This window comes from Gillisia sp. Hel_I_86 (genome assembly GCF_007827275.1).
Classification (GTDB): Bacteria; Bacteroidota; Bacteroidia; order Flavobacteriales; family Flavobacteriaceae; genus Gillisia.
Genome location: NZ_VISE01000001.1, coordinates 1049110 through 1064471, shown reverse-complemented (window position 1 = coordinate 1064471; position 15362 = coordinate 1049110). Strand labels below are relative to the sequence as shown.

The following is a 15362-nucleotide window of genomic DNA, read 5'->3' as shown; positions in this document are numbered from 1 at the left end:
AATGACCGACAGTTCAATAATATCAAAAATATGGAACCTTGCCAACGTACTTCGTGATGATGGGGTAGGATATGGGGACTACTTAGAACAAATTACCTATTTGCTATTCTTGAAAATGGCAGATGAGCTCAACAAACCACCTTATAATAAAGGCTTGGTTTTTCCAAGACTAAAAGATGTTGAAGGCAATGAGGTTGAAGACGCCGAAATAGCCAACTGGGAAACATTGTCTGGTAAGCGTGGTACAGAATTAGAATCCTTTTACAGTCAATTATTACGTACACTTTCAACAGAAAAAGGAACGTTAGGACAGATTTTCACTAAGAGTCAAAACAAAATACAAGACCCTGCTAAATTGCTCAAGGTTATTAATTTAATTGATAAAGAAGAGTGGAGTATGATGGGTGCAGACATCAAGGGAAAAATTTATGAAGGTCTACTAGAAAAATGCAGAAGATACCAAAAGTGGGGCAGGACAATATTTTACACCGAGAGCTTTAATAAAAGCGATAGTGGCTTGTGTACAGCCAAAACCAATGAAAACCATTGTCGATCCAGCTTGTGGAACTGGTTTCTTTTTAGCAGCATACGACTGGATTATTGATAACAACAAATTAGACCGAGAAGAGAAAGAATTTCTTAAAAATAAAACATTTCACGGTAATGAAATTGTTGCCAATACACGTAGAATGTGTTTAATGAATATGTATTTGCACAACATTGGCGAAATAGATGGGGAATCGTTTATAAATCCAAATGATGCCCTAATTTCGGATGATGGAGAACGGTTTGATTATGTTCTAGCTAATCCTCCCTTTGGGAAGAAAAGCAGTAGGACGTTTACCAATGAGCAGGGTGAAATAGTAAAAGAGGATTTAAGCTATAATAGACAAGATTTCTGGGAAACTACCTCTAACTAAGCAATTAAACTTCTTGCAACATATAAAAACACAGCTTAAAATAAACTGGGGGGCAGCAGTTGTACTTCCAGATAATATTTTTTTTGAGGGTGGTGCAGGTGAAGAAGTTAGAAAACAGTTGATGAAAACAGCCGAATTGCATACCATTTTAAGATTATCAACAGGTATATTTTATGCGCAAGGAGTTAAGGCAAATGTAGAGTTTTTCAACAATAAACCTGCGAATAAGGAAGCTTGGACAAAAGACATTTGGTTTTATGATTACAGAACAAATGTACATCACACGCCCAAGAAGAATCCGATGCGTCAAGAACATCTTTCAGAATTTATTGAACTTTATAATGGCAAAAATATAAGCAAGCGAAAAGAAACTTGGAGCGAAGAAAACGAAGATGGCAGATGGAAAAAATACAGTTATGATGATATTATAAAGAGAGACAAAACTAGTTTGGATATTTTTTGGCTGAAGGACAAAAGTTTGACTGACTTGGATAATTTACCAGATTCGGACATTTTAGCATTAGAAATTATTGAGAACATTGAATCCGGACTTAATAGCTTTAGGGAAATAATGGAAACGATAAACGGAGAAACAAAAGCCAACTGCCTCATCCTAAAATAGGTTGACTAATATAGAATTTTCTTTGGATGAAAACAGCGTTATTAGATAAGTTCTGTCTCACTGCAATCCTCAATTGTTAAATCTAAGTTAAAGGTGTCTAATTCGGGGACACTCCTATAAGCAATGCTTGGACAGCCCAATATTAAAGGCGTGAACAAATTTTAAAGCACTCCCGCCTCGAGTACCAAGGGTTTAGATTAATTTCTAAACCCTTTTTTATTTTTTGGTACAACAGAGGTGCAACCATTTGCAATTTTTCTTATTTAACATTTAGATTCATAGTGTTTGATAGCAAATGAGATAATATGCTATTTCTTAAAACCTAATTTAATAGGATTTGAGTTATTTGGATTCATTGAGCCTGCATTCCGAAGAAAATCTACATTAAGTAAATGCGCCTCATGTCACAGGTTTTGGACATATTCTCGAACTCCATTTAAGTTAGCGGGTTTATCGTTAGCCCTTTAGGTTCTAAAAATATTAAAAACATTCTAGGGGTTCTATTGGGAATGGCAGGGAATAAATTTCTAAATTTGGGGACACAACAAAACCATGGTTTAACCCTATAAAACACAACACCAAATGCCAAATTTAATTCCCGAAGCCAAAATTTTTAATTGCACCCAAAGTAGGGTATTAGCCGAAAAAATAGCTGTAGCCTACGGAGCACCACTGGGAAATGTTATAACTAGTACTTATAGCGATGGAGAATTTCAGCCTTCTTTTGAAGAGTCTGTAAGAGGTTCCCGTGTCTTTATAATTGGATCTACACATCCTGGTGCAGATCATCTTATGGAAATGCTTTTGATGTTGGATGCTGCAAAAAGGGCTTCAGCAAGACATATTACTGCTGTGATGCCTTATTTTGGATGGGCTAGACAGGATAGAAAAGATAAACCTCGGGTTCCCATTGCGGCAAAAATGGTTGCTAGTATTTTGGAAACCGCAGGTGCAACTAGAATAATCACTATGGATCTTCATGCCGATCAAATTCAGGGATTTTTTGAAAAACCTGTAGATCATCTATTTGCTTCTACTGTATTCCTACCTTATTTAAGGAATTTGAAACTGGACAATTTAACGATTGCCTCCCCAGATATGGGTGGTTCCAAGAGGGCCTATGCCTATTCTAAAGCGATGGAAAGCGATGTGGTTATTTGTTACAAACAACGTGCAAAAGCAAATGTGATCTCCCATATGGAACTTATTGGCGATGTAACGGGTAAAAACGTGGTATTGGTGGACGATATGGTGGATACCGCAGGAACACTTACGAAGGCTGCAGATGTAATGATGGCAAAAGGAGCCATTAGTGTACGGGCTATTTGTACGCATCCAGTGCTTTCTGGAGATGCTTATAAAAGAATTGAAGATTCAAAATTAGCAGAATTAATAGTAACAGATTCTATTCCCCTAAAACAAAAGAGCGAAAAAATTAAAGTAGTGAGTTGTGCCAATCTTTTTGCAGATGTAATGAACCGTGTACACAACAATAAATCCATCAGCTCTAAATTTATAATGTAAGTTTTGTATATCACTTAATTTTTAAAAATTTGTTTTTGAGGAAGCTCAATAATTTATAACAAAATGATTTTCAATTAGTTGAAACCAAGTCTTTGTTCTTGTCTCTTTAAGCGAAGCGATCTTTAATCTCTTACCGAATTTTAATCTTCAAAAAAGCTTAATAAATTATTGTATATCCGTAAACAGTCATACTCCAAAATTTGGACGTCACCCTGGCCCGTAACGGTCGGTCGGGTTTCAGGGTCTCAATATTGTATTGATTCCCATTGAAATGAGATTCTGAAACCTCCGAACAGTCGGGGCAGAATGACTTCCTTTTTCAGTTTAGGATACTTTACGGACAAACAAAAAAATTGATTACCAATTAGTTGAAATTAAGTCTTTTTTCTTTTCTCTAGTTTCTTTTGTCTATCAGCAAAGCGCTCTTTTCTCTAACAGCGAAGCGATCTTTAATCTTTTACCAGAACACTATTCCTAAATATTTCCAATTCAGTATTTTATACTAGTTAAAAAAGTCGCACCTTTGCACACTAAAATTTTTTATAATGAAATCAATCACGATCAACGGATCTAAAAGAGAAAGCGTGGGCAAAAAGGACACTAAAGCCTTACGTAATGCTGGAAAGGTTCCTTGCGTAGTATACGGAGGAGGCGAACCATTACATTTTTCAGCAGATGAAATTGCCTTCAAAGACCTTGTATACACACCAGATGTGCATACAGTGGTAATAACTTTGGAAGGTGGGGAGAAAATTGACGCTGTTCTTCAGGACATCCAATTTCACCCGGTAAGCGATGCTATCCTTCACATGGATTTCTATCAAATATTCGACAACAAGGAAATATCCATGGAGATTCCTGTGCATACCAAAGGTATTGCTCGTGGAGTTAAAAATGGTGGGGTTTTACGTTACAACCTTCGTCGTTTAAAAGTGAAAGGCCTTCCTGGAAATCTTCCAGATTTTATTGAAGCCGATGTAACTTCCCTTAAAATTGGAAACAAATTGTACGTTACTGCGGTTGCAAGTGACGATTTTACAATTAACCATCCAGACAACACGGTAATTTGCCAAGTTAAGACATCTCGTAACCTTATTGCTGATGAAGCTGAAGATGAGGAAGAAGTTGCTGCAGATGAAGTTCCAGCTACTGAGGTAGATGATGCTGCTGCCGTAAAAGAGTAATTATTATTTAGCAAAAAATTAAAAGCATTCCTGTTCCGATTCGTTCGGGATTCGGAATGCTTTTTTGTTTATAAACATTTCAACCATAAGTGCTATGTTTGTTCTGAAGCGATCAAAACTCGATTATTAAAAGTGTCCAACTAAAAATTGCCCGGGCAAAGAATATTATTAATTTTATCTTTACCAAAACAAATTCCATGTTGGCTTTCTTCGGAAGAATATTTAGTAGTGAACCAAAAGAGGAAGAAGTAGACCCTATGAAGAAATTTTTGATTGCGGGGCTTGGGAATATTGGTCCCAAATACCACAATACCAGGCATAATATTGGTTTTAAAATAGTGGATTATTTGGCTGAAAAGGAAGGGGTGTCATTTTCAACCGATAGGCTTGGGGATATTGCGAGTTTCCGGTTTAAAGGGCGGACTTTTATTCTACTAAAACCCAGCACCTATATGAACCTTAGCGGGAAAGCGGTGAACTATTGGCTTACCAAGGAAAAAATCCCTTTGGAGAATTTGCTGGTGGTTACAGATGATCTCAACCTCAATTTTGGAGCTATAAGGCTTAAGACCAAAGGAAGTGATGGCGGCCATAATGGGTTGAAGGATATTCAACTTCAGCTAAACACCACAACATATAATAGATTTAGGTTTGGGATAAGTGATGAATTTTCTAAAGGACGACAAGTAGATTATGTCTTGGGGGAATGGTCTTTGGAAGAAGAAAAAAACCTTCCAGAACGCTTGGAAAAAGCAGCCGAGCTTATAAAATCCTTTGGAACTGCGGGAATAAATATTACAATGAATACTTTTAACGGTAAATAAGAGGCATTTGAAAGAACATTTAGGAGCATATACCTTTAAAAGTGAACATCCAACGGTTATCACCATTGGAACTTTCGATGGAGTGCATGCGGGCCATCAAAAAATTATAGAAAAGCTTGTGAATACTGCGAAACTCAGTAATATGGAGTCGGCAATACTCACTTTTTTCCCGCATCCAAGAATGGTATTGCAAAAGGAGAGCGATATTAAACTTATCAATACGATCGACGAACGTAAAAAGCTCCTTTCCAATTCTGGGATAGACCATCTAATTATCCATCCTTTCACCCATCAATTTTCCAGGCTTACAGCGCAAGAATTCGTTCTGGACATATTGGTAAACAAACTAAATGCTAAAAAGGTCATTATTGGTTACGATCATAGGTTTGGAAGAAATAGAATTGCAGATATCAATACCTTAAAAGAGTTTGGAAAAGAATATGATTTTGAAGTAGAAGAAATTGGTAAAGAAGAGATAGAAAATGTTGCGGTAAGTTCTACAAAGATTAGAAAAGCCTTGATGCAAGGAAAGGTCGAAAAAGCGAATCGCTACCTTCAGCAGCCTTTTATGCTAACGGGCACTGTGGTAAGGGGAAAAGGGCTTGGGAAAGATTTTGGATACCCAACCGCCAATTTAAAAATTGAAGAAAAGTATAAATTGATCCCAAAAAATGGGGTGTATATAGCACGTGCAACCATAGATGAAATTCCGTATTTTGGAATGATGAATATTGGCACCAATCCTACCGTGGGCGGCACAGAGAAAACGATAGAAACCTATTTTTTCCTGTTGGACCAGGATCTTTACGGACAAAAGTTGGAGATTCAATTGCTTGCCAGAATTCGGGACGAAAAGAATTTCGATTCTATAGATTCCTTAAAAATAGCGATGAAACAAGACGAAGCTTTTAGCTCGCAGTTTATCAAGGACAACTATGCTGAATAAGTTCCTTTTTACCCGTATCGATAATTCTGCACTGGTGGTCTTCCGTGTTTTTTTTGGGTTGTTAATAGCTTTGGAAGCTTTTGGCAGTATTGCCACTGGTTGGATTAAACGCACCCTAATAGAGCCCCAGGAAACCTTCAACTTTATAGGTTTCGAATTTTTGCAACCGCTTCCAGGGGACGGAATGTTGTATTATTACGGAGTAATGGGCCTGTTTGGCTTACTTGTAATGGTGGGTTACAAATATAGGTTCAGCATCTTTTGTTACGGCATTATGTGGGCATCGGTCTACCTCATGCAAAAATCCTCCTACAACAATCATTATTATTTATTGATGCTCTTGTGTGGCATCATGTTCTTTTTGCCGGCGCATAAAAATGTTTCCATAGATGCATGGAGGAATCCTTCCCTTCGGGAAATTTCAATGCCTCGTTGGGTTTGGCTGTTTATCGTGTTCCAAATGTGGATCGTTTACACTTATGCATCGGTAGCAAAACTATATCCAGATTGGTTTACGGGTGCATTTCCGGAGATTTTAATGAAATCCAAGGCAGACTATTGGTTGGTAGGAGAGTTGCTCCAGCAAAAATGGACACATTTTACCATTTCCTGGTTTGGGTTTTTGTTCGACCTCCTTATAATTCCCTTATTACTTTACCGAAAAACCAGGGTTCCTATATTTATCGCGGCCATATTCTTTCACCTGTTCAATAGTTTTATTTTTCATATTGGGATCTTTCCGTATCTCTCACTCGCATTGATGTTGTTCTTTTTCCCTTCAGAAAAAATAAACAAATGGTTCCTAAGGGGAAAAAAGAAATATTACGATGAGAAGGAAATTATTGTCCCGAAGTACAGAAATGCGTTTTTGGCAGTGGTCTCTATTTGGTTCATTTTTCAACTGGTATTACCATTAAGACATTGGTTCTTTGAAGACGATGTGTTATGGACAGAGGAGGGCCACCGACTTTCCTGGAGAATGATGTTGCGTAGCAAAAGCGGGCGCAGTGCTTTTAGGGTAGTAGATAAGGATACCAAAGAAGTGGAATATATAGATAAAAGTAAATTTTTGTCCAAAAAGCAATTAGGAGCCATAAATTCCAAGCCAGACATGATTTGGCAATTTTCGCAGCGCCTTAAACGTGAGTATGCCAAGAAAGGGCAAGATGTGCAGGTATTTGTAGACTCTAAAGTAAGTGTGAACGGGAGGCCTTATCAGCAATTTATAGACCCAAAAGTAGATCTTGCTAATGAGAAGTGGCAACACTTTAAGCACCACAACTGGATTTTACCTTCCAAATTAAACTGATATTTTTACTTGCTTTTGCTACATTTGCTGCTTACTAAAAATCAGTTGGCCTTATGTTACAAGTTAGCAATATTAGAGCGCATAAAGAGGGATATATCAAAGCCCTTAAAAAACGTAATTTCAATGCCGAAGATGTCTTTGAAGAGATCTTGATATTGGACGAATCCCGCCGCTCCACACAAACGCAGTTAGATGAAACTTTGGCCGAATCCAATCAGCTTTCCAAGGAAATTGGGATGTTGTTTAAATCTGGCGAGCAGCAAAAAGCGAATATTTTAAAAGAGAAAACTTCCCAGTTAAAAGATAAGTCCAAAGAGCTTTCAGATAGTTTTAACGAAATTGTTGCTAAATTAGAGCAACTGCTTTATACCGTTCCCAATATTCCCAACGATTTAGTTCCTGCGGGATCTACAGAAGATGATAATGAAGAGATCTATAAGGAAGGGGAAATTCCAGTATTGGCAGAAGGTTCTATGCCACATTGGGAATTGGCGAAGAAATACGATATCATAGATTTTGAGCTTGGTAATAAAATTACCGGGGCAGGATTTCCAGTTTATAAGGGAAAAGGCGCAAGGCTACAACGCGCCCTGATTACTTATTTCCTTGACAAGGCGGTAGATGCCGGATATACAGAATTTCAATTACCATTATTGGTAAATGAAGCATCAGGATTTGGAACGGGACAATTACCAGATAAAGAAGGGCAGATGTATTATGTTACTGAAGATGATCTTTATTTAATTCCTACTGCGGAGGTACCAATGATGAACCTTTTTAGGGACAGAATGCTTACTGAAGCAGATCTGCCTATTTCTTGTACGGGCCACACGCCTTGTTTTAGGAGGGAAGCGGGGTCTTATGGAGCACATGTGCGAGGTTTGAACAGGTTGCATCAATTTGATAAAGTTGAAATTGTGCGCATAGAAAAAGCAGAGGATTCTTATGCTGCTTTAGACGGGATGGTAGATCATGTTAAAGAGCTATTGAAAGATCTAAAATTACCTTATAGAATTTTGAAATTGTGTGGGGGAGATCTTGGATTTACTGCTGCGATTACTTACGATTTCGAGGTGTTTTCTACCGCTCAGGATCGTTGGTTGGAAATAAGTTCTGTATCTAATGTTGAAACTTTTCAGGCAAATAGATTGAAGCTGAGGTATAAGGATAAAGATGGTAAAAAGGAATTATTGCATACCTTAAATGGAAGTGCTTTGGCATTGCCAAGGGTTCTTGCAGGAATCCTTGAGAATTACCAAACCCCGGAAGGTATAAAAATACCGGAGGTTTTGGTGAAATATACCGGATTTACAATGATCGATTAAATTCCTCATTGGGGGTTTTATTCTCCGAGGCTTGTCTCGAATTTTAAAAGTATTTTCTAATTTATACCTATTGGGCTTGTCCAGAAATTATTGATTTTTAATTGATTGTCCGTAAAGTAATAATATGTTGATAAAAGGCGTCATTCTGCCCTGACTGTTCGGGGGTTTCCGAATCCCACAATACTATAAATCAATAAAATGAATTGAGACCCTGAAATATCCCGACGCTTCGGGACAGGGTGACGAGATAGCTTTTATGACAAAAAACGGATATGCATAAAATTTGAAGAGGCTTTCTGATAAATAGCTTTTAATCTTATATAGTTATTCCCAAACACCGCATTTTGTTATCTTTACAAAATGCGGTGTTTTCTTTATATAGCCTTATTTTTTATAGGTATTCAGGGCGTTTTTTGCCAGTCAGATCAATTGGCGCAAAAATATCTGGAGCAAGGGGAGTATGCCAAAGCACTAAGTGTCTACCAGAATTTGGTAAAAGAAGCTCCCGGAAATTCCAATTATTTTTTGGGCTTGGTTACTTCCTACCAGCAATTGGAGGATTTTGCAATGGCAGAAAGTTTATTGCAGGAACGGCTTAAAGACACCAATAACAATCCAACTATTTTAATTGAATTAGGCCACAATTACGAGCTTCAAAATAAGCCAGAACTTGCAAAAAAGCAGTATACAGGTGCTTTAAGTGTATTAAATGAAAAAGCAAATTACGCGTATGCAATTGCTCGTAATTTCGAAAAATATAGTTTGTTGGATTATGCAGAACAAGCCTATGTTTTGGGAATGCAACTAAGACCTGAAATGAATTTTGATCTTCCCCTTGCCAGGATTTATGGCGAACAAGGAAAATTGGACGAGATGTTTGCTGCATATTTAGAGCTAATTGCGAAGCAACCCGAGATGAGTATTAATCTCATGCGGGAATTTGATCGTTATATCTTGGAAGATGCTTCCAATTTGGCAAATATCGCCCTTAGAAAACAGTTGCTTCAAAAGCTTCAAAAAACTCAAGAGCTTACTTATAGCGAATTGTTGGCTTGGCTTTTTATTCAGCAAAAAGATTTCGACAAGGCCTTTCTTCAGGAAAAAGCAATTTATAGAAGGAACAATCGGGACCTGCAACGCATCATTCAGCTTACGGTTTTAGCAAAGTCTGAAAATGATATTGAAACGGCAAAAGAAATAGTTTCCTTTATTATTGAAGAAACTACTTCGCCCGGCATCCTTGTACAAGCGAACCAATTATTGTTGGATATGAAGTTGAGCACTGCAAAAGGTTCAGATTTCAAAAATATCGAAAAGGATTTTGAAAAAGTGCTTTCCGAATTTGGAACAGGGTTGGAAACCATGGCCGTGCAAATAGATTACGCCAATTTTCTCGCCTTTAAAATGGATAAAATTGAGGAAGCCAAACAATTGCTGAATACGCTTTCTAAAAATCCGTTAAATAATTTTCAGCAAGCTGCCATCAAAATGGTATTGGCAGATATTCTGGTCTTGGATCAAAAATTCAACCAGGCACTGATTTATTATTCCCAGGTTCAGACTTTAGTGAAAAATGATGAAATTGCGCAAAATGCTAGATTTAAAGTAGCGAAAACCAGCTATTTTAAAGGAGATTTTGCTTGGGCGCTTACGCAGTTAAATGTCTTGAAAGCTTCTACCACCCAATTAATCGCAAACGATGCTCTGGAGCTGAGTCTGCTTATAAAGGAAAACAGTTTGGAAGATTCCACCCAAACGGCACTAAAGCTATACGCAAAAGCCGATTTATTAGCTTTTCAGAATAAACCAATTGAAGCTATTGGAGTGTTAAATGATATCTTGCAGAATCATAAAGGTGAAAAAATTGAAGATGAAGCGTTATTGAAGCAAGCCGAATTGTTCAAACTTTCTGAAAATTGGAACAAGGCCGAAGAAAATTATTTGAAGATCTTGGAATTTTACGGAAAGGATATTTTGGCAGATAACGCCACTTTTTTATTGGCAGCATTATATGATAATCAGCTAGAAAATCCTGAAAAAGCAAAACAGTATTACGAACAGATCATCTTTAATTTTCCTGATAGTATTTATTTTGTAGATGCAAGAAAAAAATACCGTGCGCTAAGAGGGGACGAGGTAGAACAGTAATTAAAAATAAATTTAATTGCTTGATGTTTTTTGTCTCCCTGAGCCCTTCGACTATCGCTCAGGATAAACTAAAAGCAAAGGGTTGAAAACATCTCGACTCCGCTCGATGTGACATTTAAATAGGACAGGAAAGCAGATAAGCATAGATTAAAAAATAAAAAAATGTACATATACAATGTAACTATAAACATCCAGGAAGATATTCATGATGAATGGCTTAACTGGATGAAAACCGAGCATATTCCTGAAATGTTGGATACGGGAAAGTTTAAAAAGGCATTGATGAGCAGGGTGATGGTAAATGAAGAAATGGGCGGAATCACCTATTCTGTTCAATATACCACCGAGAGCAAAGCGATGTTGCAAAAATATTATGAAGAAAATGCTCCTAGTTTGAGAGCGAAATCGAAACCCTTCAATGGTAAATTTGTAGCTTTTAGAACCGAGATGGAAATTGTAAGTGAGCAATAAGCGGTACTTTTCCTATTATAGTTAGCAGTAAAAAATCCCTGCATGAAAAAAAACAAGAAGAATCCTTTCAATTCAAAGGACAATAAATTTAAGCAAAGTAAATACGCTCCCGGGAAAGTTGCTTTTAGTGTAGATGGTTCTGTTCGAGCAAAAAAGCACTTAGGACAACATTTTCTTAAAGATGAGGGAATAGCAGAAAAGATCGCCGATTCCCTTGGATATGAAGGCTATATGAATGTATTGGAGATTGGCCCGGGAATGGGCGTCCTCACTAAATATTTGCTTAAAAAAGATATTGACCTTCATGTTATAGAAATAGATAGGGACAGTGTGGCTTATTTGGGAGAGAACTACCCTCAACTGGAAGGGAAGATCCTCGAAAAGGATTTTTTAAAGACCGATATCAGTGAGATTTTTGAAAAAGAACCTTATGCGATCATCGGGAATTTTCCTTATAATATTTCCACTCAAATTGTTTTTAAGACCTTAGAAAATAGGGAGCTGATCCCGGAGTTTGCGGGAATGTTCCAAAAAGAAGTGGCCCAGCGAATTGCAGCGCCACATGGCAATAAAACCTATGGAATCCTTTCGGTTTTGGCACAGGCATTTTTCGAAGTGGACTATTTGTTCACGGTGCCGCCAACGGTTTTTAATCCGCCGCCAAAAGTAGAAAGTGGGGTGATCAGATTAAAAAGGAAAGAAAACTTCACACTTCCATGCGATGAAGCTTTATTCTTCAGGGTAGTTAAAACAGCCTTTCAGCAACGTCGAAAGACCTTAAGGAATAGTCTAAAAACTTTCGAATTATCCGATAATTTGAGGGAAGATGCTATCTTTGGGCAACGACCAGAGCAGTTAAGTGTTCAAGAGTTTATAGAACTTACAGAAAAAATTCAGCAGGATGCAATTTGAATTAAGCGAAGAATTAATTGAAAAAATTGAATACCTCATCGAGCAAAAGAACGATGCGGAACTGCTGTTGCATCTAGAAGAAGTTCACCCTGCAGATATCGCCGAGATCCTTTCGGAAATAGATATTGAAGAAGCTACCTATATTGTAAAATTGCTGGATAGCGAGAAAACTTCGGAAGCCTTAATGGAGCTGGAAGAAGGCGTTAGGGAACGCATTTTAGACAGTTTATCTCCTAAGGAAATTGCCGAGGAACTGGAAGAAATGGATACCGATGATGCTGCCGATATTATTTCTGAACTTTCCGAAGACCGCCAACAAAAGGTTATTGCCCAGATCTTGGATGAGGAACATGCCGATAATATCGTGGAATTGCTGCGATATGATGAAGATTCTGCCGGCGGTCTTATGGCAAAGGAATTGGTGAAGGTGAATGAAAACTGGAACGTTACCGGTTGTATGAGCGAAATGCGCAACCAGGCAGAGAACGTTACCAGGGTGCACTCCATTTATGTAGTGGACGATAAAAACAAATTAAAAGGGAGGTTATCGCTTAAAGATTTACTTACTGCGCCCAGCAACGCGCATATAAGCGATGTGTACATTCCGCAAGTAGATTATGTAAATGTGCACACGCCTGGCGAAGAAGTGGCAAGGGTGATGCAGAAATATGATTTAGAGGCTATTCCTGTGGTAGATGAAATGGGAAGATTGGTTGGCCGAATTACCATCGATGATATTTTGGATTTTGTTAAGGATGAAGCGGAGAAAGATTACCAGATGGCTGCGGGTATTTCTGAAGATGTAGAGGCAGATGACAGTATCTGGTTGCTTACCAGAGCTCGTTTGCCTTGGCTTGTTTTAGCCCTTTTTGGGGGATTTATAAGTGTTTCGGTTCTTGGAACTTTCGATGGTGCTATGCAGGAACATGCAGCACTCTTCTTTTTTGTTCCCTTAATTGCTGCGATGGCAGGAAATGTTGGGGTCCAGTCTTCAGCAATTGTTTTGCAGGGTTTGGCAAATAAAAGTTTAAAAGGTTCATTGCTTAAAAGGCTTTTAAAAGAGATTGTTTTAAGTCTTTTTAATGGCGTGGTTTTGGCAATTTTATTAATCGTGGGAGGCATCTTTCTGTTAGGGTTCGATCTTTATTTTGGATTAACTATTGGAATTTCGTTGATCTCTGTAATCGTGATCGCGTCTTTAATTGGGACATTCGTTCCAATTATTCTAGACAAACAAGGGATAGATCCTGCAATGGCAACGGGTCCATTTATCACGACCAGTAATGATATTTGCGGAATATTAATATATTTCAGTATTGCAAAACTCATTCTAGGTTTTTAACTTAGTAGCATCTTTATATATTCCTCCCTTTTAAAATTTCCCCTTAATATTCTATCTATGGAAAGTATCAACATCAATAAGAAATTCGAAAAATTCAGCAAAAACTGGAATCCACATCAAATTGCTATTGTAGACGATATGCAAGTATTATTGGCCAAGCTAAAGGGTGAATTTATCTGGCATGCCCATGAAGAAGAAGATGAATTGTTCCAAGTTGTTAAAGGCACTTTATACATACAATTCAAAGATAAAACGGTAAAGATAAAGGAAGGTGAACTCATTGTGGTTCCCAAAGGAGTAGCGCATCGCCCTTTTACGAAGAACGACGAAGAGGTTCATGTGATGCTTTTTGAAAAACTATCGGTAAAACATACCGGGAATGTGGAAAGTGAACTAACTGTGAATACATATCCAAAAATTTAGAAATCATGATTGTCCTGCATGCCGACAGCAATAACCCATTATTGATAAAAGAACTACAAAAAGCAGGCTATCATAATATTGAAGCTTATGATGTTTGTAAGGAAGAAATACTTGCCAATCAGCATTTATTTGACGGGATCGTGATACGAAGTAGATTTAAGATCGATAAGGATTTTATTGATGCAGCTCCCAATTTAAAGTTTATAGCTAGGGTTGGCGCAGGTCTGGAAAGTATAGAGGTAGCATATGCAAAACAGAAGGGGATTGAACTTTTTGCCGCCCCAGAAGGAAATAGAAATGCCGTTGGAGCACACGCCTTAGGGATGTTGTTATCGCTCCTAAATAAATTGAACAAAGCAAATCGGGAAGTGCATCAAGGTTTGTGGCACCGGGAAGAAAACCGGGGCATAGAGCTGGATGGGAAAACAATTGGGATTATTGGCTATGGAAATATGGGGAAAGCCTTTGCCAAGAAACTTAAGGGTTTCGATGTTAAGGTGCTTTGTTATGACATTTTAAAGGGAGTAGGAGATGAAAATGCCACCCAGGTAGGTTTAGAAGAACTTCAGGATAATGCGGAAGTATTGAGTTTGCACACTCCCTGGACGCCAGAAACGAATAGGATGATAAATACCAATTTTATAAATGGATTTAAAAAACCATTCTGGTTTATTAATACTGCCCGTGGCAAAAGTGTGGTAACTGCAGATTTGGTTTTAGGTATTATAGAAGGAAAGATCCTAGGTGCCGGTTTGGATGTTCTGGAATATGAGAAGGATTCCTTCGAGCATTTATTTCAAGATCACCAGATCCCTCCGGATCTTAAGGAGCTTATGTTTTTTGACAATGTACTATTAAGCCCGCATGTTGCAGGTTGGACAGAGGAGTCACATAGAAAATTGGCTTCTACCATCGCCTACAAGATCATAAATAAATTTGGAAAAGCAATCTAGCAAACACGGGGAACAATGCTAATTCTGAAATAAAGACTATGAAAAAACGAGTTACAGGTATTGGTGGAATCTTCTTTAAAACCAAAGATCCAAAAGCAGTAAAAGATTGGTATCGAGACCACTTAGGATTTAATACCGACCAATGGGGATCTACCTTTTGGTGGCAGAATAAAGAAGGTGAAGACTGTTCTACACAGTGGAGCCCTTTTAAAGAAGACACCGATTATTTTAAGCCTTCCAAAAAAGAATTCATGATGAATTTTAGGGTAGAGAACCTGGATGAATTATTGGAAACCCTAAAAGCTGAAGGTGTCCAGGTTATTGATAAAACAGTATCTATAGAGGAAGGCAAATTTGGCTGGATAGTGGATCTGGAAGGAAACAAAATAGAACTTTGGGAACCTAATGATAAAGCTTTCTTATAACTAAAATAAAAAAACCTCCAACTAGAACTTTATA

At 37.8% G+C, this 15362-nt stretch carries 16 protein-coding genes; all 16 read left to right on the top strand.

What is annotated here, in order from left to right; genetic code table 11:
• Position 1: 1 nt before the first annotated feature.
• Positions 2 to 604 (top strand): type I restriction-modification system subunit M N-terminal domain-containing protein, encoded by a 603-nt coding sequence (locus tag JM83_RS19385; protein WP_261376348.1) that lies wholly within the window; start codon positions 2 to 4, stop codon positions 602 to 604.
• Complete coding sequence (locus JM83_RS19380) at positions 501 to 920, top strand: class I SAM-dependent DNA methyltransferase (RefSeq protein ID WP_315897858.1); 420 nt, start codon at positions 501 to 503, stop codon at positions 918 to 920. Before JM83_RS19385 ends, JM83_RS19380 begins: the two co-directional genes overlap by 104 nt.
• Before the next feature lie 13 nt (positions 921 to 933).
• The gene (locus tag JM83_RS19375; RefSeq protein ID WP_261376347.1) at positions 934 to 1542 is read left to right on the top strand and encodes an SAM-dependent methyltransferase; all 609 of its coding nucleotides are present in this window, start codon (positions 934 to 936) and stop codon (positions 1540 to 1542) included.
• A gap of 582 nt (positions 1543 to 2124) precedes the next feature.
• Positions 2125 to 3066 carry a ribose-phosphate pyrophosphokinase gene (locus JM83_RS04640; protein WP_144959836.1) on the top strand — a complete coding sequence of 314 codons (942 nt, stop codon included), beginning with the start codon at positions 2125 to 2127 and terminating at the stop codon, positions 3064 to 3066.
• Between the two features lie 545 nt (positions 3067 to 3611).
• Entirely contained in the window at positions 3612 to 4250 is a 639-nt protein-coding gene (locus JM83_RS04635) for a 50S ribosomal protein L25/general stress protein Ctc (RefSeq protein ID WP_144959834.1), read from the top strand.
• Between the two features lie 197 nt (positions 4251 to 4447).
• Positions 4448 to 5074, top strand: a complete 627-nt coding sequence (pth, locus tag JM83_RS04630) for an aminoacyl-tRNA hydrolase (RefSeq protein WP_144959832.1) — start codon at positions 4448 to 4450, stop codon at positions 5072 to 5074.
• Between the two features lie 7 nt (positions 5075 to 5081).
• The gene (locus tag JM83_RS04625; RefSeq protein ID WP_144959830.1) at positions 5082 to 6020 is read left to right on the top strand and encodes a bifunctional riboflavin kinase/FAD synthetase; all 939 of its coding nucleotides are present in this window, start codon (positions 5082 to 5084) and stop codon (positions 6018 to 6020) included.
• Positions 6010 to 7329, top strand: coding sequence for an HTTM domain-containing protein (locus JM83_RS04620; RefSeq protein ID WP_144959828.1), 1320 nt, complete (start codon positions 6010 to 6012; stop codon positions 7327 to 7329). Before JM83_RS04625 ends, JM83_RS04620 begins: the two co-directional genes overlap by 11 nt.
• A gap of 53 nt (positions 7330 to 7382) precedes the next feature.
• A complete protein-coding gene (serS, locus tag JM83_RS04615; protein ID WP_144959826.1) occupies positions 7383 to 8654 on the top strand; it encodes a serine--tRNA ligase in 1272 nt (423 codons plus the stop codon).
• Positions 8655 to 9014: 360 nt separating this feature from the next.
• A complete protein-coding gene (locus tag JM83_RS04610; RefSeq protein WP_144959824.1) occupies positions 9015 to 10802 on the top strand; it encodes a tetratricopeptide repeat protein in 1788 nt (595 codons plus the stop codon).
• A gap of 162 nt (positions 10803 to 10964) precedes the next feature.
• Entirely contained in the window at positions 10965 to 11273 is a 309-nt protein-coding gene (locus tag JM83_RS04605; RefSeq protein ID WP_144959821.1) for a DUF4286 family protein, read from the top strand.
• 42 nt (positions 11274 to 11315) lie between these two features.
• Positions 11316 to 12185 (top strand): 16S rRNA (adenine(1518)-N(6)/adenine(1519)-N(6))-dimethyltransferase RsmA, encoded by an 870-nt coding sequence (gene rsmA, locus JM83_RS04600; RefSeq protein ID WP_144959819.1) that lies wholly within the window; start codon positions 11316 to 11318, stop codon positions 12183 to 12185.
• Positions 12175 to 13527 carry a magnesium transporter gene (gene mgtE, locus JM83_RS04595; RefSeq protein ID WP_144959817.1) on the top strand — a complete coding sequence of 451 codons (1353 nt, stop codon included), beginning with the start codon at positions 12175 to 12177 and terminating at the stop codon, positions 13525 to 13527. Before rsmA ends, mgtE begins: the two co-directional genes overlap by 11 nt.
• Before the next feature lie 57 nt (positions 13528 to 13584).
• Complete coding sequence (locus JM83_RS04590; protein WP_144959815.1) at positions 13585 to 13950, top strand: cupin domain-containing protein; 366 nt, start codon at positions 13585 to 13587, stop codon at positions 13948 to 13950.
• A gap of 5 nt (positions 13951 to 13955) precedes the next feature.
• Positions 13956 to 14903 (top strand): NAD(P)-dependent oxidoreductase, encoded by a 948-nt coding sequence (locus JM83_RS04585; RefSeq protein ID WP_144959813.1) that lies wholly within the window; start codon positions 13956 to 13958, stop codon positions 14901 to 14903.
• Positions 14904 to 14941: 38 nt separating this feature from the next.
• Positions 14942 to 15328, top strand: coding sequence for a VOC family protein (locus tag JM83_RS04580; RefSeq protein WP_144959811.1), 387 nt, complete (start codon positions 14942 to 14944; stop codon positions 15326 to 15328).
• Positions 15329 to 15362 lie beyond the last annotated feature (34 nt).

Coding starts and splice junctions, on each gene's coding strand:
- JM83_RS19385 (WP_261376348.1), top strand. CDS start 2: ATGACCGACAGTTCAATAATATCAAAAATATGGAACCTTGCCAACGTA.
- JM83_RS04640 (WP_144959836.1), top strand. CDS start 2,125: ATGCCAAATTTAATTCCCGAAGCCAAAATTTTTAATTGCACCCAAAGT.
- JM83_RS04635 (WP_144959834.1), top strand. CDS start 3,612: ATGAAATCAATCACGATCAACGGATCTAAAAGAGAAAGCGTGGGCAAA.
- pth (WP_144959832.1), top strand. CDS start 4,448: ATGTTGGCTTTCTTCGGAAGAATATTTAGTAGTGAACCAAAAGAGGAA.
- JM83_RS04620 (WP_144959828.1), top strand. CDS start 6,010: ATGCTGAATAAGTTCCTTTTTACCCGTATCGATAATTCTGCACTGGTG.
- serS (WP_144959826.1), top strand. CDS start 7,383: ATGTTACAAGTTAGCAATATTAGAGCGCATAAAGAGGGATATATCAAA.
- JM83_RS04610 (WP_144959824.1), top strand. CDS start 9,015: ATGCGGTGTTTTCTTTATATAGCCTTATTTTTTATAGGTATTCAGGGC.
- JM83_RS04605 (WP_144959821.1), top strand. CDS start 10,965: ATGTACATATACAATGTAACTATAAACATCCAGGAAGATATTCATGAT.
- rsmA (WP_144959819.1), top strand. CDS start 11,316: ATGAAAAAAAACAAGAAGAATCCTTTCAATTCAAAGGACAATAAATTT.
- mgtE (WP_144959817.1), top strand. CDS start 12,175: ATGCAATTTGAATTAAGCGAAGAATTAATTGAAAAAATTGAATACCTC.
- JM83_RS04590 (WP_144959815.1), top strand. CDS start 13,585: ATGGAAAGTATCAACATCAATAAGAAATTCGAAAAATTCAGCAAAAAC.
- JM83_RS04585 (WP_144959813.1), top strand. CDS start 13,956: ATGATTGTCCTGCATGCCGACAGCAATAACCCATTATTGATAAAAGAA.
- JM83_RS04580 (WP_144959811.1), top strand. CDS start 14,942: ATGAAAAAACGAGTTACAGGTATTGGTGGAATCTTCTTTAAAACCAAA.